18 protein-coding genes are annotated in these 25,730 nt (G+C 60.1%); 9 read left to right on the top strand and 9 right to left on the bottom strand.

Translation table 11 applies throughout. The annotated features are described in order from the left end of the window. Window positions 1-28: 28 nt before the first annotated feature. From H598_RS0100680 to ilvC, 9 genes are all read right to left on the bottom strand, one after another. Window positions 29-2,221 carry a TonB-dependent hemoglobin/transferrin/lactoferrin family receptor gene (locus tag H598_RS0100680; RefSeq protein ID WP_028111273.1) on the bottom strand — a complete coding sequence of 731 codons (2,193 nt, stop codon included), beginning with the start codon at window positions 2,219-2,221 and terminating at the stop codon, window positions 29-31. A 167-nt stretch (window positions 2,222-2,388) separates the two neighbouring features. Further along, window positions 2,389-5,460 (bottom strand): efflux RND transporter permease subunit, encoded by a 3,072-nt coding sequence (locus tag H598_RS0100675; protein WP_028111272.1) that lies wholly within the window; start codon window positions 5,458-5,460, stop codon window positions 2,389-2,391. Between the two features lie 9 nt (window positions 5,461-5,469). Beyond that, on the bottom strand, window positions 5,470-6,552 hold the full coding sequence (locus tag H598_RS0100670) for an efflux RND transporter periplasmic adaptor subunit (protein WP_028111271.1): 1,083 nt from the start codon (window positions 6,550-6,552) through the stop codon (window positions 5,470-5,472). A 360-nt stretch (window positions 6,553-6,912) separates the two neighbouring features. Then, window positions 6,913-8,463, bottom strand: a complete 1,551-nt coding sequence (ilvA, locus tag H598_RS0100665; protein WP_028111270.1) for a threonine ammonia-lyase, biosynthetic — start codon at window positions 8,461-8,463, stop codon at window positions 6,913-6,915. After that, window positions 8,463-10,298, bottom strand: a complete 1,836-nt coding sequence (gene ilvD / locus H598_RS0100660; RefSeq protein ID WP_028111269.1) for a dihydroxy-acid dehydratase — start codon at window positions 10,296-10,298, stop codon at window positions 8,463-8,465. Before ilvD ends, ilvA begins: the two co-directional genes overlap by 1 nt. Window positions 10,299-10,323: 25 nt before the next feature. After that, window positions 10,324-11,301 carry a branched-chain amino acid transaminase gene (locus tag H598_RS0100655; RefSeq protein ID WP_211227263.1) on the bottom strand — a complete coding sequence of 326 codons (978 nt, stop codon included), beginning with the start codon at window positions 11,299-11,301 and terminating at the stop codon, window positions 10,324-10,326. A gap of 11 nt (window positions 11,302-11,312) precedes the next feature. Then, a complete protein-coding gene (gene ilvM / locus H598_RS0100650) occupies window positions 11,313-11,564 on the bottom strand; it encodes an acetolactate synthase 2 small subunit (RefSeq protein WP_028111267.1) in 252 nt (83 codons plus the stop codon). Then, window positions 11,561-13,210 carry an acetolactate synthase 2 catalytic subunit gene (gene ilvG, locus H598_RS0100645; RefSeq protein ID WP_035414874.1) on the bottom strand — a complete coding sequence of 550 codons (1,650 nt, stop codon included), beginning with the start codon at window positions 13,208-13,210 and terminating at the stop codon, window positions 11,561-11,563. The genes ilvM and ilvG overlap by 4 nt, the downstream gene beginning before the upstream one ends. A gap of 4 nt (window positions 13,211-13,214) precedes the next feature. Then, the gene (ilvC, locus tag H598_RS0100640; protein ID WP_028111265.1) at window positions 13,215-14,213 is read right to left on the bottom strand and encodes a ketol-acid reductoisomerase; all 999 of its coding nucleotides are present in this window, start codon (window positions 14,211-14,213) and stop codon (window positions 13,215-13,217) included. A 396-nt stretch (window positions 14,214-14,609) separates the two neighbouring features. Here ilvC and H598_RS0100630 point away from each other — a divergent pair, with 396 nt between their 5' ends. The 9 genes from H598_RS0100630 (at window position 14,610) to H598_RS0100585 (ending at window position 25,634) form a co-directional block, all read left to right on the top strand. Next, window positions 14,610-16,127 carry a YifB family Mg chelatase-like AAA ATPase gene (locus H598_RS0100630; RefSeq protein ID WP_028111264.1) on the top strand — a complete coding sequence of 506 codons (1,518 nt, stop codon included), beginning with the start codon at window positions 14,610-14,612 and terminating at the stop codon, window positions 16,125-16,127. A gap of 84 nt (window positions 16,128-16,211) precedes the next feature. Beyond that, a complete protein-coding gene (locus tag H598_RS0100625) occupies window positions 16,212-17,090 on the top strand; it encodes an acyltransferase (protein WP_211227261.1) in 879 nt (292 codons plus the stop codon). Window positions 17,091-17,096: 6 nt separating this feature from the next. Next, window positions 17,097-18,035 carry an acyltransferase gene (locus H598_RS0100620; RefSeq protein ID WP_028111262.1) on the top strand — a complete coding sequence of 313 codons (939 nt, stop codon included), beginning with the start codon at window positions 17,097-17,099 and terminating at the stop codon, window positions 18,033-18,035. A gap of 303 nt (window positions 18,036-18,338) precedes the next feature. Next, entirely contained in the window at window positions 18,339-19,013 is a 675-nt protein-coding gene (locus H598_RS22920; RefSeq protein WP_035415022.1) for a GntR family transcriptional regulator, read from the top strand. Further along, on the top strand, window positions 19,010-19,894 hold the full coding sequence (gene prpB / locus H598_RS0100605) for a methylisocitrate lyase (protein WP_028111625.1): 885 nt from the start codon (window positions 19,010-19,012) through the stop codon (window positions 19,892-19,894). Before H598_RS22920 ends, prpB begins: the two co-directional genes overlap by 4 nt. Before the next feature lie 52 nt (window positions 19,895-19,946). After that, window positions 19,947-21,074: a bifunctional 2-methylcitrate synthase/citrate synthase gene (gene prpC / locus H598_RS0100600; protein ID WP_028111260.1), complete on the top strand. Its 1,128-nt coding sequence runs from the start codon at window positions 19,947-19,949 to the stop codon at window positions 21,072-21,074. A gap of 61 nt (window positions 21,075-21,135) precedes the next feature. Further along, entirely contained in the window at window positions 21,136-23,745 is a 2,610-nt protein-coding gene (gene acnD, locus H598_RS0100595) for a Fe/S-dependent 2-methylisocitrate dehydratase AcnD (protein ID WP_028111259.1), read from the top strand. A 53-nt stretch (window positions 23,746-23,798) separates the two neighbouring features. Then, window positions 23,799-24,977, top strand: a complete 1,179-nt coding sequence (prpF, locus tag H598_RS0100590) for a 2-methylaconitate cis-trans isomerase PrpF (protein WP_028111258.1) — start codon at window positions 23,799-23,801, stop codon at window positions 24,975-24,977. A 135-nt stretch (window positions 24,978-25,112) separates the two neighbouring features. Further along, window positions 25,113-25,634 carry a type II secretion system protein gene (locus tag H598_RS0100585; RefSeq protein ID WP_028111257.1) on the top strand — a complete coding sequence of 174 codons (522 nt, stop codon included), beginning with the start codon at window positions 25,113-25,115 and terminating at the stop codon, window positions 25,632-25,634. The last annotated feature ends 96 nt before the right edge of the window (window positions 25,635-25,730 follow it).

The following is a 25,730-nucleotide window of genomic DNA, read 5'->3' as shown; positions in this document are numbered from 1 at the left end:
GATCTGATCAGCGATGATGCAAACCGGATCAGAACGTGTACGTGGCGCTGATGCCGACATTGAGGCCAGGCTGGGAGAAACGATCCATATAGGTTCGACCCGCCTCCATGCCACCCACATCACTCCACTGAATGTACTTCTTGTCCAACAGGTTAAATACCCCACCACGAATCACGAAGGCTTCGCTGACATTGTAGTAACCAGTCACGTCTACCACACCGTAGCCGGCCGTGGCGTAAGACTCGGTCGGCTGGCCAAATCCGTCGGTGGCCTCGGCGATGTCAGACTCATCCTTACCCTGGACCAGAGTCCAGTTCAGGGTCCCGCCCCAGATGCCATCGGCCTGATCGAAGGAGAGACCAATCACCCCATTCAGCGGCGCCACCTCGTTCAGCGGTTGATCCTGGGTGTCGTTGGTACCTTCGGCGTACGCCACCGACAGATTCAGGCTTAGCCCCTCCGGTGCCCCCAGCAGGCTGTCCAGCCACAGTTGAGACTTAAACTCCGCCCCTTTGATGGTGGCTTCATCGACGTTGTTGTACTGCAGTTGGCCATAAGGGTAAGCCGGGTTGCTGTAGTCCGCAGTCTGTTGAATGAAATTGTCGTACTGGTTGTAGAACAGCACCAACTCGGCCGAGCCGTAATCCGAGGTGCCGCGCAGGCCCAGTTCAAAGGCGTCACTCTCTTCCGCTTCCAGGTCCGGATTCGCCAGCAAGGCGTAACCGCGGCCACTGTCCTCGGCGTAGTACATCTCTTTCAGGTCCGGGGAACGGAAGCCCTGAGCGTAGTTAAAGAACCCGGTCAGGTTGTCGGTCAACTGGTACAGGGTACCCAGTCGCCAGGTCAGCTTATCGCTGTTGTGGTCTTTGAATTCATCCCCACCGTGATAGTACTCATCGATGTTGGGTTTCATTTCGGTGTTGTCGTAACGCAGGCCCGGAATCAGCGTCAGTGCACCCAGGGTGATCTCATCCTGCAAATACAGGCCATAGGTGGTAGCCTCCGCCTTTGGCGCATAGCGACTGACGTCGGTCGGCTTGTCACTGGCATAGCTGGTGACGTTGAGGTTTTCCAGGTCTTCACGGTTGACGTCCAGGCCGTAACTGATGACGTGATTGCTGCTGCCCAGGCTCAGATCCTTGGCCAGATCCAGCGAAAACTGCCAGCTGGTTTCCTGGTACTGCCGGGACATGCGACGGTCGGTCTGATAGTAGGAATACCAGTTACTGGTTACCTGATCCGATTCACTGTCCTGATAGTCCAGGGTCCATTTCAGGGTGTCAAACGCGGCCAGGTTGGCGTCCCAGTCGTGGAACACGCCAATCCGGGTACGGGTGGTGCTGTCGTCTGCCATCTGATTGGCGTAGGTGACACCTGGCGCTCCGGGTTCGCCGTCATTCAAGGACAACAGCTCCCCTTCGGTACTGGAGTCGTAATGTTCTGCCACCATGCCCAGTCGGTGGGCCTCACTGCCGGCATAAATCAGTTTCGCCAGCACGTTGTTGGAGGTGATGTCCATGGGATCGGCCTCGGTACGATCGTCGCCGATGCCACCGACACTGCCCTGGGTCTCGGTCTCTTTACCGTCGCGGCGGGTATACAACAGCAAGGATTCCCAGGCGCCGCTGCGGTTGGCCAGGGTCACGGTTTCGGCAAAGCTCTGGTCACGACCGGTATACCCGGCTTTCAGCGACAGGGCGGTGTCATCACCGGCCTCCAGGTAGTCGGCCGGATCCTTGGTGGTAAAGGCCACCACTCCGCCGATGGCGTCACTGCCGTACAGGGTCGATGCCGGGCTCTTGGTGATCTCCACCTGCTTGAGGGTATCCATATCGACAAAGTTGCGGCCGGCGCGCATGAACTCGGTGCCCGAATCGTAGCCATTGCTCTGATCCACCCCATCCACCATGATCTTGACCCGGTTGCCACCGATGCCGCGGATGGTGAAATCCTGCAGGCCAAAGCGGCCGCTGCCGGAGACATCGACACCCGGTTCATAACGCACCAGGTCGGAGATGGTGGTCATCTGTTGGTTTTCAATCTGTTCGGCATCCACCACCGCCATGGCGGCCGGCACCTTTTCGGCTTTCTGGGCACCGGTGCGGCTGGCGGAAACCACCACGTCATCAAACAGCGTCGCCTTGGTTTCTTCGGCAACGGCACCACCAGCACTGATCACCGCCACCACGGCTACGGCCAAACGAGTCGGAGTAAACAACATTTCCCAATCCCCTAAAGAGTGACATATTTATATATTTGAATGCGGATGATAATAATTACTATTTAGATTTGATCAAGGGGTAAATTCAGATATTTACACTTGTACACAAAAAAGCCACCCCGAAGGGTGGCTTGGACTCGTCAAAGTCAGGTTCGTTGTCAGTCAGGTCAGGCGCGGGTCTCCTGCACCAGGGCCGCCTCTTCGCTGACATCAATGCGTTTGGCCAGTAACGCGTACATCACCGGTACCACAAACAGGGTAAACAGGGTGCCCACCGACAAACCAACGGTGATCACCAGACCAATGTTAAACCGGGATACCGCACCGGCTCCGGTCGCCAGCACCAGCGGCATCACCCCCAGTACCATGGCGGCGGTGGTCATCAGAATGGGACGCAGACGCAGGGCCGCAGACTCGATCACCGCCTGGGCCTTGTCTCGCCCTTCCCGCTGCAGCTGGTTCGCAAACTCCACGATCAAGATGCCGTGCTTGGAGATCAGCCCCACCAGGGTGATCAGACCCACCTGGGTGTAGATGTTCAGGGTGGCGGCCCCGAGGAACAGCGGAATCATGGCACCGAAGATCGACAACGGCACGGTCACCAGCACCACCACAGGATCGCGCCAGCTTTCAAATTGCGCCGCCAGCACCAGGAAGATCACCAGCAGTGCCAGAGCAAAGGTTACGTACAGGGCGCTGCCTTCGGTCTCAAACTGACGGCTCTGGCCACCAAAGTCATAGGCGTACCCCTTGGGCGCGATCTCCTGCAACTTGGCCTTGAGGAACACATGGGCATCGGCAATGGTGGCCGCACCCGGCATCGGCATCGCTTCCAAAGTGGCGGAGTTCAGCTGCTGAAACTGGGTCAGAGCATTGGGGATCACCTCATTGCTAACCTTGACCACGGTAGACAGCGGAATCGACTCACCGGTGCTGCTGGATACGTACAGATCGGAGATGCGATCCGCCGTGGAACGGAACGGTGCGTCCGCCTGAGGGATCACCTCGTAGCTGCGGCCCTGAATGTCGAAGTAGTTGGTACGGAAGTCACCCAGTTGAGTGGACAATACGCTGCCGATGGTCTGCATCGAGATCCCCAGCTGACCGGCTTTTTCGCGGTCGATCTGAATGTGCACCTGAGGCTTACTGATCTTCAGCGTGTTGTTGACCACCATAAACAGGCCACTGGCTTCCGCCTCCTGCTTGAGCTTGTTCATCACCTCATACAGGGTGGCGTGATCCGCGGTGGTGGTCACCACAAAGTTCACCGGCAGTCCGGAGGCCACTCCGGGCAGGGCCGGCGGGTTGATGCTGAACACCTCCAAACCGGCAATGCTCTTGGCATCCTGCTGCATCTGTGGCTGAATCTCCATCTGGCTGCGAATTCGCTGGCTCCAGGGCTTCAATGCCACCACCGACATAAAGCCGCTTTCACTGGGGTAACCGGCAAACACCAGCGCCATTCGGTACTCAGGGTACTGCGACACCATGTCGGTAAACTGACGGCCATAGGCGGCACTGTAGTGCACGTTGCCATTGTCCGGGCCGTTGGCGATGTTGAAGATGTAGCCCTGATCCTCATCCGGCGCCAGTTCCGACTGGGTCATCATGAACATCACGCCAATGGCGGCAAACAGCAGCACCGCGCCGGTGGCGATGGCGGCCTTGTAGTGGCCCACCACCTGCACCAGGATCGCCTGATACTTGTCTTTCACCTTGGCGAACAGGCGATCCAGATACTGGGGAAACGGCTTGTGCAAATCCTCTTTGTTGAGCAACTTGCTGCTCATCATCGGTGACAGAGTCAACGCGATGAAACCGGAGATCAGTACCGCCCCGGCCAGGGTAAAGGCAAACTCGGTAAACAGCGAGCCGGTCAGTCCACCCATAAAGCCGATGGGGGCATACACCGCCGCCAGGGTAATGGTCATGGCGATCACCGGCATGGCGATTTCACGGGCACCAACCACCGCCGCACGCACGGGAGACAGTCCCTCCTCGATGTGACGGTGAACGTTCTCCACCACCACAATGGCATCGTCCACCACCAGGGAGATGGCCATCACCAGCGCCAGCAATGTCAGCAGGTTGATGGAGAAACCCAGCCCCATCATAAACAGGCCGACGCCGATCAATGACAGCGGTACGGTAATGATCGGAATCATCACGCTGCGCAGGGAACCCAGGAACAGGAACACCACCAGCACCACGATCACCACGGCTTCCACCAGGGTCATCAATACCTCGTCGATGGACTCCTGAATAAACTCGGTGGAGTCGTGGTTCATCACCTGACTCAGGCCATCGGGCAGGTTACGCTCGATCTCCGGCAATACCGCATGCACCCCCTTGGCCACATCCAGGGAGTTGGCGTCCGGGGTGGTGGTGATACCCACAAAGATGGCCGGCGTACCTTTGTACATGCCGTACACCTTGTCTGACTTTGGCGCCAGTTCCACCCGGGCCACGTCTCGCAGCCGCACCACCGCATTGCCGTCGCTTTTGACGGTGATGTTGCCGAAGGACACCTCATCCTGCAGTGACGTTGACGCCCGCACCGAGGTCACGGTGTAGCTGTCACGAACCTCACCGGCAGCGGACTGAAAGTTGTTCTGGCTCAGTGCACTGTTGATGTCGTTGCTGGTCACACCATTGGCCTGCATCCGCACCGGATCCAACCAGATGCGCATGGAGAACTCTTTCTCCCCATACAACTGGGCTTCTGCCACCCCTTCCACTTCGGTCAGCTTGGGCTGTACCACCCGCTTCAGGTAGTCGGTGATCTCGACGCCAGACATGCTGTCACTGAAATAGGCCAGATACATGATGGCACCGCCGCCGGCGGTACTCTTGGCCAGCACCGGATCGTCGATGCTCTCAGGCAGGCGACCGGACACCTCATTCAGCTTGGTCAGCATCTCCGCCATGGCGGTGTTGGCGTCATAACCGAGGTTGAGGAAGACCGAGATGGTAGACACACCGGCACTGGAGCTGGCAGTAACATAGTCGATGCCCTCGGCCGAGGAGATCGCCTCTTGAATCGGCTGGGTCACAAACCCCTGCACCAGCTCGGCGTTGGCACCAGGGTAAACCGTGGTGACATCGACCTGGCCAATCTCCATGTCCGGGTATTGCCGAACCTGGAGATCCATGTACGCCCGGGCACCAAAGACCAACAACAGCAAGTTGAGGACAATGGCCAGTACCGGACGCCGAATAAATACGTCAGTAAATTTCATTGAAAACCCTTACAGCTGGACGGCGTCAGAGATGATCACCTGAGTGCCGTTTTCCAGTTTGGTGATGCCGGCATTCACCACCATCATGCCCTCTTCCAGGCCGCTGAGGATGGCGACACCGTCGCCACGCTGCTCACCCACCTGCACATAGATACGACGGGCAACGTCATTGCCCTGGTCATCTTTCTCCACCACGAAGACCGCATCGCCAAAGGGGCTGTAGGAGATGGCAGTACTGGGCAGTACGATGGGACTGATGGTCTCTTTCATCAGCAGACGGATGTCGGCGTACATGCCCGGGTGCAGCTCGCCGCTGTCGTTGGGCACCTCGGCACGAATGGCGATGTTACGGGTGTTTTCATCCACCTTGGCTTCGACGGCAATCACCTTGCCGTGGAATTCTGTCTCCGGCGCCGAACTGGCATGGAAGATCACATCCTGGCCGGTGTACAGCTTAGGCAGGTACTGCTCCGGCACGGAAAAGTCCGCGTACAGGGAGCGGGTATCCTGCAGCGTCACCAGGGCATCACCATTACTGATGTACTGGCCCATGCTGAACTTGCGAATCCCCAGCACACCGCTGAACGGCGCCTTGATGTTTTTCTTGGCGATGCTGGCCTTAGTCTGCTGAACATTGGCGTTCGCCACCTTGAGGTCGGCGCTGGACTGATCGAAATCGGTCTCGGAAATGTTGTTGTTACGGAACAACCCTTCGTTACGCTTAAACTTAATCTGCGCCAGCTCCGCCTGCGCCTGATAGGCCGCCAGGTTGGCCACTTCCACGTCGTCGTTGAGGGTCAGCAACAGCTGTCCCGCTTTCACCTGCTGGCCACTCTTGAAGAAGATGCCATCGATGAGTCCGGACACTTCGGCCGCCAGCTCGATGCCTTCAATGGCATTGAGGGTACCGACACTGGCCACCTGAGGTCGCCACTGAACCGCCTTGGCTTCCACCACCGACACCGTCGCCGGTGGCGGGGCGAAGTTGGCCAGCTGAGCCATGCCTTCCTGAACCTGTTTGAACTTAATTCCACCGATGACCGCCAGTATCACCAGCAGGCCTCCGAGTACCACTGCAAAACGTTTGAACATTCCCGCTCTCCCCATCTGCAGGCCTTGGGAAAAGGCGCTGCAGAAGCTTGATTCTTAGAGGGTGACTTAACCCGTCTCGATTAAAGAGACCCCAATTTTATTGCCGGAAGTTTACAGACATACGTGCATGTATGTCTAGTTTTCAAAATGTAACTTTTAGTGTTTCTTGTAAAGAAACCTCTGTTTTGAAGTCAATTAGTCATGGGGTGCTCCACTAAAGGTAGAGCAATGTGAGTGGAAAAGAGGTGGAATTTCGGTTCGATTGGCAGCCAATAACCGTCACTTGCAGCGAAGATGAATCATCGGCCGGCAACGGCCCCAGCAGCGCGAGCACGCCGTCACGGCTGGGGCACTAACCAGTCAGTCGTGGCGACTGCTGAGAAAATAGCGGTAGGAGGGGCTGTCGGTCACATCGCGGCATTCCAGCGGCAACTGAGCGACGAACTGCTGCATTTCGGTTTCGGCGCCGTCGGGACACTCCAGCCCCATCAGTACCCGGCCGTAGGCGGCGCCGTGGTTGCGGTAATGAAACAACGAGATGTTCCAACGCTGGCCCAGGCGAATCAAAAACTGCAGCAGCGCACCGGGATGCTCGGGGAAGGTGACATGAAACAGCCGCTCTTTCACCGGCGGAATCGGCTGCCCCCCCACCATGTAACGCACATGCAATTTGGCGGTTTCGTCCGCCGACAGGTCCTCATGGGGGTAGCCATTCTCGGTCAGCAGCGCGCTGATGGTGTCCAGCTCACTCTGCTGCTTCAGCCGCAACCCGACAAAGATGTTGGCACTATCCCGGCTGGCGAGCCGGTAGTTGAATTCGGTAATGGAACGCTGTCCCAGCAGCTGGCAGAAGCGCAGGAAACTGCCCTTCTGCTCGGCAATGGTGACCGCCAGTACCGCCTCCTTGCCTTCACCCAGTTCACACCGCTCCGACACGTAGCGCAGGCTGTGAAAATTCACATTGGCACCGGACAGGATCGCCGCCAGCTTCTGCGGGTCGCGACGACCGTCACGGTAGCGTTTCAGTCCTGCCAGCGCCAGGGCACCGGCAGGTTCGGCAATGGCGCGAGTATCCTCGAAGATGTCCTTCACCGCGGCGCAGATCTCATCGGAGGATACGGTGATCACCTCATCGACACACTGACGGGCCACCGCAAACGGCGCCTCGCCGATGCGCTTCACCGCCACCCCGTCGGCAAACAGCCCGACCCGATCCAGGGTCACCGGCCGGTCCGCCGCCAAGGCCGCCTTCAGGCAGGCGGCGTCTTCCGGCTCGACGCCAATCACCTTGATCTGCGGCGCCAGTGCCTTGATGTAGGCGGCCACGCCGGCAATCAGGCCACCGCCACCGACCGGCACAAAGATGGCATCCAGATGCCGCTGCTGCTGCAGCAACTCCTGACCTATGGTGCCCTGCCCCGCGATCACCGCCTCATCGTCAAACGGCGGAATCAACGTCAATCCCTGCTGTTCTGACAGCTCACGGGCATGCTGATAGGCACTGTCAAAATTGTCACCATGAAGCACCACTTCGCCACCATGACGACGCACCGCCTCTACCTTGATGTCCGGAGTGGTGGCCGGCATCACGATCACCGCCCGAATGTCGAGCTGGCTGGCCGACAGGGCCACCCCCTGGGCGTGGTTGCCCGCCGAGGCGGCCACTACCCCGGCCTGGCGCTGGGATGCCGACAGCTGACTGATGCAGTTGTAGGCGCCCCGCAGCTTAAACGAGTGCACCGGTTGCTGATCCTCCCGCTTCAGCCACACCTCGGCTCCCAGACGCTGAGACAGCTTGGCCATGGGATCCAGGCTGGTGACCCGGGCGACGTCGTACACCGGCGCCATCAGGATTTGGCGCAGATAGGCCTGGGCCAGATCCTGAGACTGTGGCTTGACCAGGGCCACCATTACAGCGACTCCAGTTTGGCCAGATCCCGGACCGCACCCTGATCGGCGCTGGTGGCCAGCATGGCGTAGGCTTTCAGGGCCGGGCTCACCAAGCGAGTGCGCCCCACGGGCTGATACGCGCACCCTTCGGCGCGGGTAGCCAGCAAGGCGGACTCCACCACCAGCTCGATGCGGCGGTTAGGAATGTCGATGTCGATGATGTCCCCATTTTCGACCAGGGCGATGACGCCGCCGCTGGCGGCTTCCGGCGACACGTGGCCGATGGACAACCCGGAGGTGCCACCGGAGAAACGGCCGTCGGTGATCAGGGCGCACTGCTGTCCGAGGCCCATGGATTTCAGGTAACTGGTGGGGTACAGCATCTCCTGCATGCCCGGCCCCCCTTTGGGGCCCTCATAGCGAATCACCACCACCTCGCCGGCCTGAACCTCACCGTCGAGAATGCCGGCCACTGCCGCATCCTGGCTTTCAAACACACGGGCCGGACCGCGGAAGGTCAGGCAGCTGTCCGGCACACCGGCGGTCTTCACAATGCAGCCCTTGGGCGCCATGTTACCGCTGAGCACCGCCAGCCCACCCTCTTCGGAATAGGCATGGTCAACGTCACGGATGCAACCGCCCTCCCGGTCGGCATCCAGCGTCGGCCAGCGGCACTGCTGGGAAAACGCCTGAGTGGTCCGTATGCCCGCCGGGCCGGCACGGTAAAACTCGGTCACCTGGGCCGACGGCGCCGAGGCGATATCGAATCGCTGCAACACCTCCGCCAGGCTGTCACCGGCCACATGAGGCACCTGGGTGTCGATCAGATCGCCGCGAGCCAACTCGGCCAGCAGCCCCATGACCCCACCGGCACGGTGCACGTCTTCCATGTGGTATTTGGGCGTGGAGGGCGCGACCTTGCACAGCTGCGGAACCCGTCTGGACAGGGCATCCATGTCGGCCATGGTGAAATCGACCTGCGCTTCTTGCGCTGCCGCCAGCAGATGAAGAACGGTGTTGGTGGAGCCGCCCATGGCGATGTCCAGCGCCATGGCATTGGCAAAAGCGGTCTTGGTGGCGATGCCCCGGGGCAGGGCCGTGGCATCGTCCTGCTGGTACCAGCGGTTGGCCAGCTCGACGATGCGATTGCCGGCATCGAGAAACAGCTGTTTGCGATCGGCATGGGTAGCCAGCATCGAGCCATTGCCAGGCAACGCCAGCCCCAGCGCTTCCACCAGACAATTCATCGAGTTGGCGGTAAACATGCCAGAGCAGGAACCGCAGGTCGGGCAGGCACTGCGCTCCACCTGTTCCGCCTGCTGGTCAGACACATTGGGATCGGCGGCCTGCACCATGGCGTCCACCAGATCCAGCTTGATGATCTGATCCGACAGCTTGGTCTTACCCGCTTCCATGGGCCCGCCGGAGACAAAGATAACCGGAATGTTGAGGCGCAACGACGCCATCAGCATACCGGGGGTGATCTTGTCGCAGTTGGAGATGCACACCAGCGCATCGGCACAGTGGGCATTGACCATGTATTCGACGCTGTCGGCGATCAACTCTCGGCTCGGCAACGAGTACAGCATGCCGCCGTGGCCCATGGCGATGCCATCGTCCACGGCGATGGTATTAAACTCTTTGGCCACGCCACCGGCGGCTTCAATGGCACCGGCCACCAGTTGGCCCATGTCTTTCAGGTGCACATGGCCGGGAACGAACTGGGTAAAGGAGTTGGCGACCGCAATAATCGGCTTGCCAAAATCCTGATCCGTCATTCCGGTGGCCCGCCACAGGGCGCGTGCGCCCGCCATATTCCGCCCCGCAGTGGAGGTCGCCGATCGCAATTTTGGCATCTCTAACCCTTACAACAATTTGGTATTACAGCACTTTGGCCGTGGTGCAGGCGGCAAATTCCTGCTTGTTTTCCGCTTCTTCGCTGACGTAATCCAGCCAGCCCCATTTGTCTTCAGTAATTCCGGAGAACAGGCCGAAGAACGCGGCCTGCAGATCGGCGGTCACCGGTCCGCGCAGGCCTTCGCCCACCTGAATGCCGTCGACGGATCGCACCGGCACAATTTCGGCGGCGGTGCCGGTCATAAACACCTCATCGGCCAGATACAGGGCTTCCCGTGCCAGCGCTTCCTCCTTCACCTGATAGCCGGCATCCCGAGCCAGGGTCATGATGGTGTCCCGAGTGATCCCCGGCAGAATGGCGGCGGTCACCGGCGGGGTGATCAGCACACCGTTTTTCACCACGAACAGGTTCTCACCGGCGCCTTCGGAGATCTGACCATTAACGTCCAGGGCGATGCCCTCGGCGTAACCGTGGCGCTTGGCCTCACCGGAAATCAGCTGGGAAGACAGGTAATTTCCCCCCGCTTTCGCCGCCGTTGGCATGGTGTTCGGCGCCATTCGATTCCAAGAGGACACGCACACATCCACCCCTTCCTGGCTGGCTTCTTCCCCAAGGTAGGCCCCCCAAGGGAACGAAGCGACGATCACCTCGGCCTGAGATCCCGCCGGCACGTTGACACCGAGGCCAACGTTGCCATAGAAGGCCAACGGCCGAATGTAGGCGCTGTCGAGGCCATTGTCGTTGATGGTGTCACGGCAGGCCTGCTCCAACTCCGCCGGGGCGAAGGGGATCGGCATGCGGTAGATCTTGGCGGAGTCATACAGACGTTGAATGTGCTCCTTCAAGCGGAACACCGCCGGCCCTTTCGGGGTGTGGTAGGCTCGAATCCCCTCAAACACCGAGGATCCGTAATGCAGGGCATGGCTTAATACGTGCACCTGGGCGTCTTGCCAGGGCATCATTTTGCCGTTAAACCAGATAAAGTCCGCTTGGCTCACAATCTACTCCTTGTCTAACCGTTCGCGATACGTGCCTGGGAGATCTCCAGGCGGCAATTCTGTACATCGAACAACTTGTCCAACTGCTTGGTCAGATGCTCAATCGGACGCTCACTGTCCACGGTCACCGCGATGTTGGCTTTACGATCCATGCTGCTCATGTGCATATGACACACGGTAAAGCCACGGTGGCGAGTAACTCTCAAGACCCGCTCCAACACTTCAGGCGCCGGGTTCATTTCGATATACAAGGTATGCTGACTCATGACTGCTTCTCCATCATATCGCTATTGGACGCCCCGGGTGGAACCAAAGGCCAGACGTTCTCTTTTTCGGAGATGGACACGTGTAACAAAAACGGTCCATCGCTGTTCAGTAACTGGTTGAGGCCTTCCTCAACCTGGTCTTGGCGCCAGATGTGGCTGCCGGGAATGTCAAAGGCCGCCGCCAGTGACACAAAATCGGGGTTATCGGATAGGTCGGTTTCGCTGTACCGCTCCTCGAAGAACAACTCCTGCCACTGCTTCACCATCCCCAGACGCTGGTTGTCCAGCAACAACAGCTTCAGCGGTAACTTGGCCCGTTTGACGGTGGCCAGCTCCTGCACATTCATCATGAATGAGCCGTCTCCGGACACCACCAGTACGGTTTCATCCGGCCGGGCAAACTGGGCACCGATGCCGGCGGGAATGCCAAAGCCCATGGTGCCGAGGCCGGAGCTGGAGATGTGATTTTCGGGTCCGTCAAAGCTCATGTGCTGGGCTACCCACATCTGGTGCTGGCCCACATCACAGGCCACGGCCGTGCCTTTTGGCAGGCGCTGCGACAGGCTGTTCAACAGCGCCGGGGCAAACACGCCGGCACCGGGACAGCGGTAATCGAAGGCCCACTCCTGGGCACGTCGGTCGCACAGCTGGCGCCAGTCATCTAACTCCAAGGCCATGGCCATCGCCGGCAATACCAGCTTCAGATCGGCGCTGTGGCTCAAGTGAGCCGCCCGCCGCTTCGACAGCTCCGCCGGGTCAATGTCCAGATGAATCACCTTGGCACTGGGCGCAAACTCGTCCAGTTTGCCAGTCACCCGGTCGTCGAAGCGGGCGCCCACGGCAATCAACAGATCCGACTCCTGGACTGCCAGGTTGGCCGCCTTGGTGCCGTGCATGCCAAGCATGCCCATAAAGCCCGAGGTGCCTGGCGCTACCGCCCCCAGCCCCTTGAGGGTGGCCACCGACGGCATGCCGGTGGTCTCGATAAACTGACGCAGCTGAGGCACCGCCCCGGCCATGCCGACGCCACCGCCGACATAGAGCACCGGCCGTTTAGCGTCACGCAACATCTGATGTGCCTCCGCCAACGGGAAATCACCGATGCCATCGCCGTTGCTGTGGGCGGTCAGCGGCGGATGAAACTCCACCATCGCCTGCTGCACATCTTTGGGGATGTCCACCAACACCGGGCCGGGACGTCCCTCTTTGGCCAGGGCGAACGCCTGTTGCAGGGTGTCGCACAGGTCCTCCGGGCGCTGCACCAAAAAACTGTGCTTGGTGCAGGCCAGCGACAACCCCAGTACGTCGATCTCCTGAAAGGCATCGGTACCGATGGCGGCGGTAGGCACCTGGCCGGTAATGGCAACCAGCGGAATGGAATCCATGTAGGCGTCCGCCAACGAGGTCAGCAGGTTGGTGGCTCCGGGGCCGGAGGTGGCGATGCACACTCCCACCTTGCCCGAGGCCCGGGCGAAACCGATGGCCGCAAACGCGGCGCCCTGCTCATGACGACACAACATGTGATTCACGGGCGAGTCGAGCATGGCATCGTAAACCGGCATGATGGCGCCGCCGGGATACCCAAAGACCGTCTCTACCCCAAATCCCTCTATGGTTCGAACGACTGCTTCCGCTCCGCTGATCATTGGCTTACTCTCCCCGGTTCAACCAGCTCATGCGACTGCGCAAATCGGCACCCACTTTCTCGATGGGGTGATTGCACTCCGCTTCCTGAGCCGCCCGATAGTTGTGGCTGCCCGCCTTGTACTCCTCAACCCACTGGCGGGTGAACTCGCCGCTCTGAATCTCTGCCAGTACCTGCTTCATGGTCTCCTTGGCTCGGTCATCGACGATGCGATCCCCTCGAGTCAAGGCACCGTATGCCGCAGTATCGGATACGAATTCATGCATCTTGGAGATACCACCCTCATACAACAGGTCGACGATCAGCTTCAGTTCGTGCAGACACTCGAAGTAGGCCAGCTCTGGCTGATAACCGGCTTCCACCAAGGTTTCCCAGCCCTTGCGCACCATGGCGACCGCGCCGCCGCACAACACCGCCTGCTCACCGAACAGGTCAGTTTCGGTTTCCTCTTTGAAGTTGGTGGTCAGCACGCCGCCTCGAGTACCGCCAATGGCATCGGCATAAGCCAGTGCACGGGCATGGGCATAGCCACTGGTATCCTGATGAACTGCCATCAGACAAGGAACGCCGGCGCCTTTTTCATACTCGGTCCGAACCAGATAGCCCGGACCCTTGGGGGCCACCATGGCCACATCGATGTTGCTGGCCGGCTCAATCATGCCGTAATGCACGTTGAGGCCGTGGCTAAACATCAGCATGGCGCCGTCTTTGATGTTGGGCTCGATGAACTCTTTGTAGTTATCGGCCTGAGCCATGTCCGGAATCAGCACCATCACAATGTCGGCATCACGCACCGCATCGGCGAAAGGAACCGGTTGCCAGCCCTCCTCTTCCGCCTGCTTCCAGCTGGCACCGCCGGGGCGCAGGCCGATGACGACGTTGACACCACTGTCCCGCAGGTTCAGTGACTGGCCTCGGCCTTGGCTTCCGTAACCAAGTACGGCGACGGTCTTACCTTGCAACAAACTCGGGTTAGCGTCTGCTTGGTGATACATCTGGGTCATGGTGCTTCTCTCCGTGGACTTTCCTTAGGGCTAAAAAAAACCCCCCGGACCTTTCGGTGCGGGGGGTTGCTGTCTGGTGTATTTTCTAGGCTGCCTGTGCCTCTCCCAAACGCGCTCCCCCGCCGGTGATAATAATCACCACGGTTAGGACCACGACTAGCAGTAGGTTGAAAGAAACAGGCAACATGTGAAAATTTTTCCTTTGGTTCAGCCCGCAGACACATTCTGCGGACGTTCGAAAATTAAGCTTATTTAGATTTAGCATAGGCAATTTCACTATGCAAAGATTATTTTCCATTTGTCAGAAAAACAGAATTGTAACAATTTATTAATCGAGCCAACCCAAAGTAAAAACATCTAAACTTGAAGCACCGTCGCCATTGCAGGGAGGCAAATATGGCGCTAGCACAGGTTCTTACCCGAGCCCAGGTGGGGATTGAAGCCCCCCAGATTCAGGTGGAGGTACACATCACCGGTGGCCTGCCCTCGTTCACCCTGGTGGGATTGCCGGAAGCCTCGGTACGCGAGGCCAGAGAACGGGTTCGGGCCGCCCTGCAGAACGAAGGATTCGACTTTCCCGCCCGCCGCATTACCGTCAATTTGGCCCCGGCCGATCTGCCCAAACAGGGCGGACGATTCGATCTCGCCATCGCCCTGGGTATTCTGGTGGCAACCGGTCAATTGCCGGAAGAAGCGGTTAACAATTACGAGTTCTACGGCGAGCTGTCGCTGTCCGGCGCGGTTAAATCTTGTACCGGCCTGCTGCCTGCGGGCCTGGCGGCTCAGAAAAAACAGCGGGTGATGGTGGTGCCGGCCAGAGACAGCGACGAATTGCAGCTGATCCCCGGCATTCGAGCGATGCTGGCCTGCCAACTGCGCCCGCTGGTGGCAGCGCTGATGGGGCAGCAGCAACTGCCCGGCCTGACCCCTTTGAACCCCGCCACCTTCCCACCGCTGGCCCACGGATGTCTGACCGACATCATCGGCCAGCAACAGGGCAAGCAGGCCCTGATGATTGCCGCCAGCGGTGGCCACAATCTGTTGTTTCTGGGGCCACCGGGCACAGGTAAAACCATGCTGGCAAGCCGGTTCTGCGATCTGTTGCCGCCCCTGACCATCGAAGCCGCCCTGTCGGTGGCGGCCATCCACTCAGTTGCCGGCCGTCCCCGCCAGCCGGCGCAACTGCTGCAGCGACCGTTTCGGGCGCCGCACCACTCCAGCTCTGCCGCCTCGCTGGTGGGCGGCGGCGGCATTCCCCGACCGGGCGAAATCTCCCTGTCTCACCACGGCGTGCTGTTTCTGGATGAGCTGCCCGAGTTCCCCCGCACGGTGCTCGACAGTCTGCGGGAGCCGCTGGAGTCCGGCGAGGTGGTGATCTCCCGCGCCGCCGCCAAACTGACCTTTCCCGCCCGCTTTCAGTTAATTGCCGCCATGAACCCCAGTCCCTGCGGCGAGACCGGCGCTCAGTCCCGCTCGACCCCGGAGCAGATTCGCCGCTATCTGGCCCGCCTGTCCGGGCCATTTCTGGATCGCTTCGATCTGACCGTCGAGGTCAGCCGCCTGCCGCCGGGCCAGCTCACCGACGCGGCTCAGCGCGGTGCCCTCACCAGCACCGAAGCCCGCCAGCAAGTGTTACTGGCACGCCAGCGGGCACTGACCCGTCAAGGCTGCCTCAATGCCGAGCTATCATCGTCGAAATTAAACCAATCTGTCGGCATTAGCAGCGAAATAGCAGACTTTACCGAACGTGGCGTGACTCGCCTCAAGCTCTCCATCCGCGCCTTTCATCGTCTGCTGAGGGTCAGCCGCAGCATCGCCGATCTGGATGACTGTGACCGGGTCGAACGGCGCCATGTGGCTCAGGCATTTGGCTATCGGGCCATGGACAAGCTGCTGACTCAGCTGAATGGCTGAGTCATGGGCCGGGTTTTTACTTGAGGCTCTGGTCGGAGCTGTTTAACATATCAGCATATTAAGTTCTTGTTATGGATAGATCTGTTGACCACTTTACGCGGCATGCTGGCCTTTCTGGGCTACATCATCAATACCCTGTTCTGGTTCCCTCTGGTGTTTGGCCTGGGGCTGCTGAAATTGTTGCCCATTGCGCCGCTGAAGCGCCTGTGCAGCTGGGGAGCCGATCGCTGCGCCAGCGCCTGGATCACCATCAACAACCTGAATCAACGCCTGCTCAGCGGTACCCGGGTCGTGGTGCATCCGCTGCCGGAACTGTCCGTTAAAGAGTGGTACATGGTGATCGCCAATCACCAGTCCTGGGTCGACATCCTGATGCTGCAACGGCTGTTCATTGGCAAAATTCCCTTCATTAAATTTTTCCTGAAGGCAGAGCTGATTTTCGTGCCCTTTATCGGCCTGTGCTGGTGGGCACTGGACTTCCCCTTTATGCGCCGATTCAGCCGCCAGTACTTGGAAAAACATCCACATATGAAGGGGAAAGACGTAGAAACCACCCGCAAAGCCTGCGAAAAGTACAAACACTCGCCGGTCACCATCATGAACTTTGTCGAGGGCACTCGCTATACTGCGGCCAAGCATCAGCGGCAAAAATCGCCGTTTGACCAACTGCTCAGACCAAAGGCCGGCGGCTTAGCCTTTACCCTAGACGCCATGGGAAACCGCCTGGATACCATGTTGGATGTCACCATCTACTACCCGGACGGCGCGCCCTCATTCTGGGATTTTATGTGCGGCAGGGTCCGCCAGGTCGAAATCTCCGTTGAAGCCCGCTCCATGGAGGCGTTGCATCGACTGGGGTACGATACCCCGGAAAACAGAGCCGCCTTTCAGGATTGGCTCAACACCTTGTGGCAGGAGAAAGAGCAACTCCTTGCTCAGCGCAGTTACGAAGATAAGCAATAGAAAACTATGTTGAATTTTTTACCTGGCCCGGTGCTGTTTGTTCTCAATGCCTCGTTGGCCGCCTTGAGCATTCTGTTCTGGAGTTCGGTCATCCTGGTGGTGGCCATAGTCAAGATGGTGATTCCCGTTAAGGGGATCAGACTGAAGCTGTCGTGGTTGCTGAACCATATGATGCGAGGGTGGGTCATCACCAATGCCGCAGTCTTCCGGCTCACCACCAAAACCCAATGGAACATCACCGGCCTGTCGGACAAGCTGTCCACCCAGGGCTGGTACCTGGTGATCTCCAATCACATGAGCTGGGCCGACATCTTCGTAGTCTCCATCGTACTGAGGGACAAAGTGCCGATGCTGAAGTTCTTCCTCAAGCATCAGCTGATCTACATTCCGATCATGGGCGTTGCCTGCTGGGCACTGGACATGCCGTTCATGCGCCGTTACTCCAAGTCGGAGCTGACCAAAAACCCCAAGCTCAAGGGCAAGGACATCGAAACCACCCGACGCTCCTGCAGCAAGTTCAAGGAGATCCCCACCACGGTGATCAACTTCATCGAGGGGTCACGGCTGACGCCGTCCAAACATCGCCGCCAGCGCAGCCCCTATCGCTACCTGCTGAAACCCAAGGCCGGTGGCATCGCCTTCGCCATGGCCACCCTTGGCGATCAGTTTGAACATGTTCTGGATCTGACCATCGTCTATCCCGGCGCCCCGGAAAGCATCATGGCCGCCCTGCTCAGCGGCCGCCTGGACACCATTGCCGTCGACGTGCGGGTTATCCCCATGACCGAAGTCCCTCAGGGCAACTACGATCAGGACAAGGCGCACCGAGTGGTGTTTCAGCGCTGGCTGAACCAGGTGTGGGAACACAAAGACACCACCATCGACGCCCTGCTGAAGCAGCACCGGCATAAGCCCGGCTTCTACGAAGCACTGGCTTCCAAGTAGCATCAGCGATTCAAAAAGGCGGCCATAGGCCGCTTTTTTTGTGCCCGCACCACGCGCATCAAACCCTGGATTGTCAACAATCTGGAGAATTACCCACTGAATTACTCGGGTAATACGGCCATAAAACCACCATGGATATCGATAGACACTTTTAAAATAAATATATAAATCAATATTTTAATTTCGTTGTGCCATGAGAGCCGCCACCACGACTAACACTAACGTCTAAGTTAACATATTGTTGACAATCGACCGGCAAGATCACACACTGTGACCCATGTCTCACTTGGCTGTTTTTTGATCATGACCGACACCCAACGCCAACCCACTCTGGCCGACCAACTGGCAGACAAGCTGCAAATCGCCATCGTTCAGGGAGAGCTGCGCGCCGGCAGCAAGATCAGCGAACAGGATCTGGCCGCCCACTACGGCGTCAGCCGGGGCCCACTGAGGGAAGCCCTGCAAAAACTGGAGCGCCGACGCCTGGTGGTGCGGGCGCCACACATCGGTGCCCGCATCGCCCGCCTGACGGCCGAGGAACTCAACGACCTGTATCAGGTTCGGGCCGAACTGGAGGCCATGGCGTGTCGTCTTGCTGCGACCCGCATCAGCGGCCACCAACTGGCGCAGCTGCATCAGCTTTTGGAGCGTCAGCAGCAGGTGTTCAACAATCAACCAGGGGATTATGCGGTTCACGACGACATCGATTTTCATCTGGGCATCATTCACGCCAGCGGCAACCAGACGCTGATCCACACCCTGACCGACGACCTGTACCACCTGCTGCAGATGTACCGCAACCAGTGCAGCGCCGGTCGGCGTCCCACCGAAGCCCTGAAGCAACACCGACGTATTTTAGACGCCCTCTCCGACGGAGATGGCGAACTCGCCGCCCTGCTGATGCGCCGCCACATCGAATCCGGCCGCGCCAATACCGAGCAGGTGCTGCGCACCCAAATGGAGGAACGTTTAGGATGACTACACCCACCCCAGGCCAGCGCTTTCGCGACGCCGTTGCCACCGCCAAGCCGCTGCAAATTGTCGGCACCATCAACGCATACATGGCCCTGATGGCCGAGCAGAGCGGTCATCAGGCCCTGTACCTGTCCGGTGCCGGGGTGGCCAACGCCTCCTTTGGCTTGCCGGATCTGGGCATGACCTCCATGAATGACGTGGTGACCGATGCCAGCCGCATCACCGCCGCCACCGACCTGCCATTGCTGGTGGACATCGACACCGGCTGGGGCGGCGCCTTCAACATCGCCCGCACCATTCGAGAGTTTGAACGGGCCGGCGTCGCGGCAGTGCATATGGAAGATCAGGTGGCTCAGAAACGTTGTGGTCACCGCCCCAACAAGGCCGTCGTCAGCATCGACGAGATGTGCGATCGCATCAAGGCCGCGGTCGATGCCCGCCGCGATGACAGCTTTGTCATCATGGCCCGTACCGATGCGGTCGCCGTCGAGGGGCTGGAGAGCGGCATCGAGCGTGCCCAGGCCTATCTTGAAGCTGGCGCCGACATGATCTTCGCCGAGGCCCTGACCGAATTGGATCACTATCGCCAGTTTAAGGCCCAGGTTAAGGCGCCAATCCTGGCCAACATGACCGAATTCGGCAAGACCGAGTTGTTTGACAAGCAGGCGCTGTTCGAGGCCGGTGCCGACATGGTGCTGTACCCGCTGTCGGCGTTCCGCGCCGCCAACGCTGCCGCCCTCAATGTGTATCAGGCCTTGAAACAGGACGGCCATCAGCGCAGCCAGGTGGATCAGATGCAAACCCGCATGGATCTGTACAAGTTCCTCGGCTATCACGACTACGAAAACAAATTGGATCAGCTGTTTAAAGACAGCAGCAGCTAACGGACGCGGCCGCTGCGGCGGCCAAGACATTTACGGACAGAAGGAATGGATCATGGTAGATAAAGCATTGGGAGGCGCAGGCCTTCGCGGTCAGAGTGCCGGTGAAACCGCATTGTGCACAGTGGGCAAGTCCGGCACCGGGCTCACCTATCGCGGCTACGACATCGCCGAATTGGCCGACAAGGTCAGTTTTGAAGAGGTGGCTTATCTGCTGCTCAAGGGCGAACTGCCCAACACCGAGCAGCTGAGCGCCTACCGCAGCAAACTGAAAAACCTGCGCGGCCTGCCGCAACCGCTGAAAACCGTGCTGGAGCAGATCCCCGCCGATGCCCACCCCATGGACGTGATGCGCACCGGCTGCTCGATGCTGGGCAACCTGGAAACCGAGGCCGGTTTTGAGGATCAAGCCGACATTGCCGACCGTCTGCTGGCGGCCTTTCCCTCTATCATCTGTTACTGGTATCGCTACAGCCACGATGGCGTTCGTATCGTCACCGAGACCGAGGATGAACAGATTGGCGCCCACTTCCTGAGGCTGCTGCACGGCAAAACGCCCAGTGAACTGCATGCCAAGGTGATGGATGTCTCGCTGATTCTCTACGCCGAACATGAGTTCAACGCCTCCACCTTCACCGCCCGCGTCTGCGCCTCCACCCTGTCGGACATGCACTCCTGCGTCACCGGTGCCATCGGCTCGCTGAGGGGGCCACTGCACGGCGGCGCCAATGAAGCCGCCATGGAGCTGATCGAAGCAATGCAGGATGAGCAGGATGCCATCGCCACCCTGAAGCAGAAACTGGCCGACAAAGAGAAGATCATGGGTTTCGGCCACGCCATCTACCGGGAATCGGATCCCCGCAACGCCATCATCAAAGGCTGGGCCGCCAAGCTGGCCGAGGAGTTCGGTGACGACCGCCTGTACCGGGTGTCCGTGGCCTGTGAGCAAACCATGTGGGAGGAAAAGAAGCTGTTCTGCAATGCCGACTTCTTCCACGCTTCCGCCTACCACTTCATGGGCATCCCCACGAAGTTGTTTACACCGATCTTCGTCTGCTCCCGCCTCAGCGGCTGGGCCGCCCATATCATGGAGCAACGGGCCAACAACCGCATTATCCGCCCCAGCGCCGACTACACCGGCCCCGAGCCCCGGGACGTTCCGGCTCTGAATCAGCGCCGCTAACCGGATACCGGGTGGGTTTCGGCCCACCCGGTCGACGATCACTTTTTGGGTTTCTGATGTTATGAACACTGCCTATCGCACCACCCTAACCGGCACCGGGCTGGACTATTTCGACACCCGTGCCGCCGTCGAGGCGATCCAACCCGGCGCCTACGATGCCCTGCCCTACACCGCCAAGGTGTTGGCCGAAAACCTGGTCCGTCGCTGCGATCCGGACACCCTGACCGCCAGCCTGAGCCAGATCATCGAGCGCAAACGGGAGCGGGACTTCCCCTGGTTCCCGGCCCGGGTGGTCTGCCACGACATTCTGGGACAAACCGCTCTGGTGGACCTGGCCGGCCTGCGGGACGCCATCGCCGAGCAAGGGGGCGACCCGGCCCGGGTTAATCCTGTGGTCCCCACCCAGCTGATCGTCGACCATTCGCTGGCAGTAGAGCATCCCGGCTTCGACGCCGATGCCTTTGAGAAGAACCGCGCCATCGAAGAGCGCCGTAACGCCGATCGGTTTCATTTCATTGACTGGTGCAAAACCGCCTTTAAAAACGTCGATGTGATTCCCGCCGGCAACGGCATCATGCACCAGATCAACCTGGAAAAGATGTCACCGGTGATACAGGCCCGTGATGGTGTGGCTTTCCCCGACACCTGTGTCGGCACCGATTCGCACACTCCCCACGTCGACGCCCTGGGGGTGATCGCCCTCGGCGTCGGCGGCCTGGAAGCGGAAACCGTGATGCTGGGACGCCCCTCGATGATGCGTTTGCCCGACATCGTCGGCGTGGAACTGACCGGCCAGCGCCAACCCGGCATCACCGCCACCGACATCGTCCTGGCACTGACCGAGTTCCTGCGCAACCAACGGGTGGTCTCGGCCTATCTGGAATTCTATGGCGACGGCGCCCGCAGCCTGACCATTGGCGACCGCGCCACCATCGCCAACATGACCCCGGAGTACGGCGCCTCCGCTGGCATGTTCTACATCGACGAGCAAACCATCGACTACCTGACACTGACCGGTCGCGAACCGGAGCAGGTGGCCCTGGTGGAGCAGTACGCCAAGACCACCGGTCTGTGGGCCGACGCCATGGCTCAGGCCCGCTATGAGCGGGTGCTGACCTTTGACCTGTCCAGTGTCGGCCGCAACATGGCCGGGCCGTCCAACCCGCATCGACGCCTGCCCACCAGTGACCTGAGCCAACGAGGCATCGCCACCGATCTGGCCCAGGCACACGCCCAGGAAGCCGAAGGACTGATGCCCGATGGCGCGGTGATCATCGCCGCCATCACCAGCTGCACCAACACCTCCAACCCCAGAAACGTGGTGGCAGCCGGCCTGGTGGCCAAGAAAGCCAATGCCCTGGGGCTGGTGCGCAAGCCCTGGGTCAAGACCTCCTTTGCCCCAGGCTCCAAAGTGGCCCGCCTGTATCTGCAGGAGGCGGGGCTGCTGCCGGAGCTGGAGAAGCTCGGCTTCGGCATCGTCGCCTACGCCTGCACCACCTGCAACGGCATGAGCGGCGCGCTGGATCCGGCCATCGAAAAAGAGGTGATCGATCGCGATCTGTACAGCACCGCCGTGCTGTCGGGTAACCGCAACTTCGATGGCCGCATTCACCCCTACGCCAAGCAAGCCTTCCTGGCATCGCCGCCCTTGGTGGTGGCCTATGCCATTGCCGGCACCGTGCGGTTCGACATCGAGAAAGACGTACTGGGCCACGATGCCGACGGCAACCCAATCACCCTGAAATCCATCTGGCCCAGTGACGACGAGATCGACGCCATCGTTGCCACGGCGGTGAAACCGGAGCAATTCCGTCAGGTGTACGAACCGATGTTTGATCTCGATGTCGACTATGGCGATGGCATCGACCCCTTGTACGACTGGCGTCCCACCAGCACCTACATTCGCCGACCGCCCTATTGGGAAGGCGCGCTGGCCGGAACCCGCAGCCTCAGCGGCATGCGGCCTCTGGCGGTGCTAGGAGACAACATCACCACCGACCACCTGTCGCCTTCCAACGCCATTCTGGCCAGCAGTGCCGCCGGGGAATACCTGGCAAAAATGGGCCTGCCGGAGGAAGACTTCAACTCCTACGCCACCCACCGCGGTGATCACCTGACGGCGCAAAGGGCCACCTTTGCCAATCCCAAGCTGCTGAATGAAATGGTGAAAGACAATGGCGCCATCACTCAGGGATCCCTGGCTCGCATTGAGCCTGAGGGCACCGTTACCCGCATGTGGGAAGCCATCGAAACCTACATGGAACGCAAGCAGCCGCTGATCATTATCGCCGGTGCCGATTATGGCCAGGGGTCCTCCCGCGACTGGGCCGCCAAAGGGGTGCGGCTGGCCGGCGTGGAAGCCATCGCCGCCGAAGGGTTTGAGCGCATTCACCGCACCAACCTCATCGGCATGGGGGTGCTGCCGCTGCAGTTCAAACCCGGCACCACCCGCCTGACTCTGGGGCTGGATGGCAGCGAATGCTACGACGTCATCGGCACCCCCGCACCGGGGACGGACCTGACCCTGGTGGTGCACCGGGCCAATGGTGAACAGCTGCAGGTGCCGATGACCTGCCGGCTGGATACCGCCGAAGAGGTGTCGGTGTACGAAGCCGGCGGAGTACTGCAACGCTTCGCCAAGGACTTCCTCGACGCCGAAGCCAACCGCTAACCGTGATGGCGGCACCTCGAGTGCCGCCGCACTGAATAAGGAACCCCATTCCCATGGCTCATCTTCCTCAACTGCGCGTAGCCGCCACCTACATGCGCGGCGGCACCAGCAAAGGGGTGTTTTTCGCGCTCAATGATCTGCCCGAAGCGGCCCGAGTCCCCGGCCCGGCCCGGGATGCCCTGCTGCTCAGGGTCATCGGCAGCCCCGATCCCTACGGCAAACAGATCGACGGCATGGGCGGAGCCACCTCCAGCACTAGTAAAACAGTGATCCTGTCCGCCAGCGAACGAGCGGATCACGACGTCGACTACCTGTTTGGCCAGGTGGCCATCGACCGCCCGTTCGTGGACTGGAGCGGCAACTGTGGCAACCTGACCGCCGCCGTCGGCGCCTTTGCCATCAGCAATGGTCTGGTGGCCGCCGACCGCATTCCCCGCAACGGCCAGGCTACCGTCCGCATCTGGCAGGCCAACATCGAAAAAACCATCATCGCCCGGGTCCCCATCCGAGATGGCCAGGTGCAAGAGAGCGGCGACTTTGAACTGGATGGTGTCACCTTCCCTGCCGCCGAAGTGGAGGTGGCGTTTGCCGATCCGGGCGACGGCGACCTGTTCCCCACCGGTCGGGTGGTCGATCGCCTCGAGGTGCCCGGCATCGGCCAATTCGACGCCACCCTGATCAATGCCGGCATTCCGACCCTGTTTCTGCGAGCCGAGGATCTTGGCTACCGCGGCACCGAACTGCAGGATGCCATCAACGGTGACGCCGAGGCGCTGGCGCGGTTTGAAACCATTCGCGCCTACGGTGCCGTCAGAATGGGCCTCATTGGCCACATCGACGAAGCGGCCCAGCGCCAGCACACCCCAAAAATCGCCTTTGTGGCCCCTGCCGCCAGCTACCAGGCCTCCAGCGGCAAACGGGTTGAGGCCGACGCCATCGACCTGACGGTGCGGGCGCTGTCCATGGGCAAACTGCATCACGCCATGATGGGCACCGCCGCAGTGGCCATTGGCGCCGCCGCCGCCGTACCCGGCACCCTGGTCAACCTCGCTGCCGGGGGCGGCGAGCGGGACTCGGTGCGCTTCGGCCACCCCTCGGGCACCCTCAAGGTGGGCGCTAGTGCCCAACAGCGTCAGCAACAGTGGCACATCGATGCCGCCACCATGAGCCGCAGCGCCCGAGTGCTGATGGAGGGCTGGGTGCGACTCCCCGCCGAGACCCTGATGCTTTAACCCTGAGGAGCCCGGTCCTGCCGGGCTCACAGTTTGCCCCTCCGCAGCCGGTCAGCTACGACCAGAACTTGAACAGATTGGCATTGTGGCTCAAAATTCCCTTCTTAAACTGCATCCCCTGACGGAACCAACACTGTGAACACTGTATCGCCGACTAAGGGCTTCACCCTGATTGAACTGACCGTGGTACTGGTGCTGCTGGGCATCCTGGCGGTGGTGGCTACACCGCGCTTTATCGGCCTGAGTGCCGATGCCCGGGCCGGGGTACTGACTCAGTTCGGCGCCGCCGTCGAGGAAGCCAACCAACAGATGTACCTGTTGTCGAAACTGCCCAGCTACCGGGCCCGGCCGGTGTCCGGCCGCGGCGATCTTACCGACGTCGACGTCGATGGTGACGGCACCTTTGAGACCCGCCTGAAGTGCGGTTATCTGGACAACACCGACGTCGCCAAACGCCTCGACTACAGTGACGACAACCTCGGATTTGAGTACGAAGGGGTGGACAAGGTCTACTTCGGCTTCGGCGACAGCAACATCAAGGCCAGCCAGTGTTACTTCATGTATCAGCAAGCCTACGGCACCACCAACCCGCCAAGTTGCGATCGCGACGACCCCAATGCCGCCCCCAACTATCAGCTGGAGTTCAGTGGCTGCTGACAAAAAAAGGCAGCCTTGCGGCTGCCTTGGAGGTGAGGAGATAAGTCCGCAGGATGGTCAGGGGCTAACTCGAACCATCACAGCGTTTCAATCCGG

It is taken from the genome of Ferrimonas kyonanensis DSM 18153, from assembly GCF_000425405.1.
Taxonomy (GTDB): Bacteria; Pseudomonadota; Gammaproteobacteria; order Enterobacterales; family Shewanellaceae; genus Ferrimonas; species Ferrimonas kyonanensis.
Note: the sequence above shows the minus strand (reverse complement) of the source record. Positions and strands in the feature narration are given on the sequence as shown.

Bases quoted from the DNA above. Each gene is read 5' to 3' on its own strand.
- prpF (WP_028111258.1), top strand. From the start codon at position 23,799: ATGGCTCATCTTCCTCAACTGCGCGTAGCCGCCACCTACATGCGCGGC.
- H598_RS0100680 (WP_028111273.1), bottom strand. From the start codon at position 2,221: ATGTTGTTTACTCCGACTCGTTTGGCCGTAGCCGTGGTGGCGGTGATC.
- H598_RS0100670 (WP_028111271.1), bottom strand. From the start codon at position 6,552: ATGTTCAAACGTTTTGCAGTGGTACTCGGAGGCCTGCTGGTGATACTG.
- prpB (WP_028111625.1), top strand. From the start codon at position 19,010: ATGACTACACCCACCCCAGGCCAGCGCTTTCGCGACGCCGTTGCCACC.
- acnD (WP_028111259.1), top strand. From the start codon at position 21,136: ATGAACACTGCCTATCGCACCACCCTAACCGGCACCGGGCTGGACTAT.
- ilvC (WP_028111265.1), bottom strand. From the start codon at position 14,213: ATGACCCAGATGTATCACCAAGCAGACGCTAACCCGAGTTTGTTGCAA.
- H598_RS0100630 (WP_028111264.1), top strand. From the start codon at position 14,610: ATGGCGCTAGCACAGGTTCTTACCCGAGCCCAGGTGGGGATTGAAGCC.
- H598_RS22920 (WP_035415022.1), top strand. From the start codon at position 18,339: ATGACCGACACCCAACGCCAACCCACTCTGGCCGACCAACTGGCAGAC.
- prpC (WP_028111260.1), top strand. From the start codon at position 19,947: ATGGTAGATAAAGCATTGGGAGGCGCAGGCCTTCGCGGTCAGAGTGCC.
- ilvG (WP_035414874.1), bottom strand. From the start codon at position 13,210: ATGATCAGCGGAGCGGAAGCAGTCGTTCGAACCATAGAGGGATTTGGG.
- ilvM (WP_028111267.1), bottom strand. From the start codon at position 11,564: ATGAGTCAGCATACCTTGTATATCGAAATGAACCCGGCGCCTGAAGTG.
- ilvA (WP_028111270.1), bottom strand. From the start codon at position 8,463: ATGGTGGCCCTGGTCAAGCCACAGTCTCAGGATCTGGCCCAGGCCTAT.
- ilvD (WP_028111269.1), bottom strand. From the start codon at position 10,298: ATGCCAAAATTGCGATCGGCGACCTCCACTGCGGGGCGGAATATGGCG.
- H598_RS0100620 (WP_028111262.1), top strand. From the start codon at position 17,097: ATGTTGAATTTTTTACCTGGCCCGGTGCTGTTTGTTCTCAATGCCTCG.
- H598_RS0100675 (WP_028111272.1), bottom strand. From the start codon at position 5,460: ATGAAATTTACTGACGTATTTATTCGGCGTCCGGTACTGGCCATTGTC.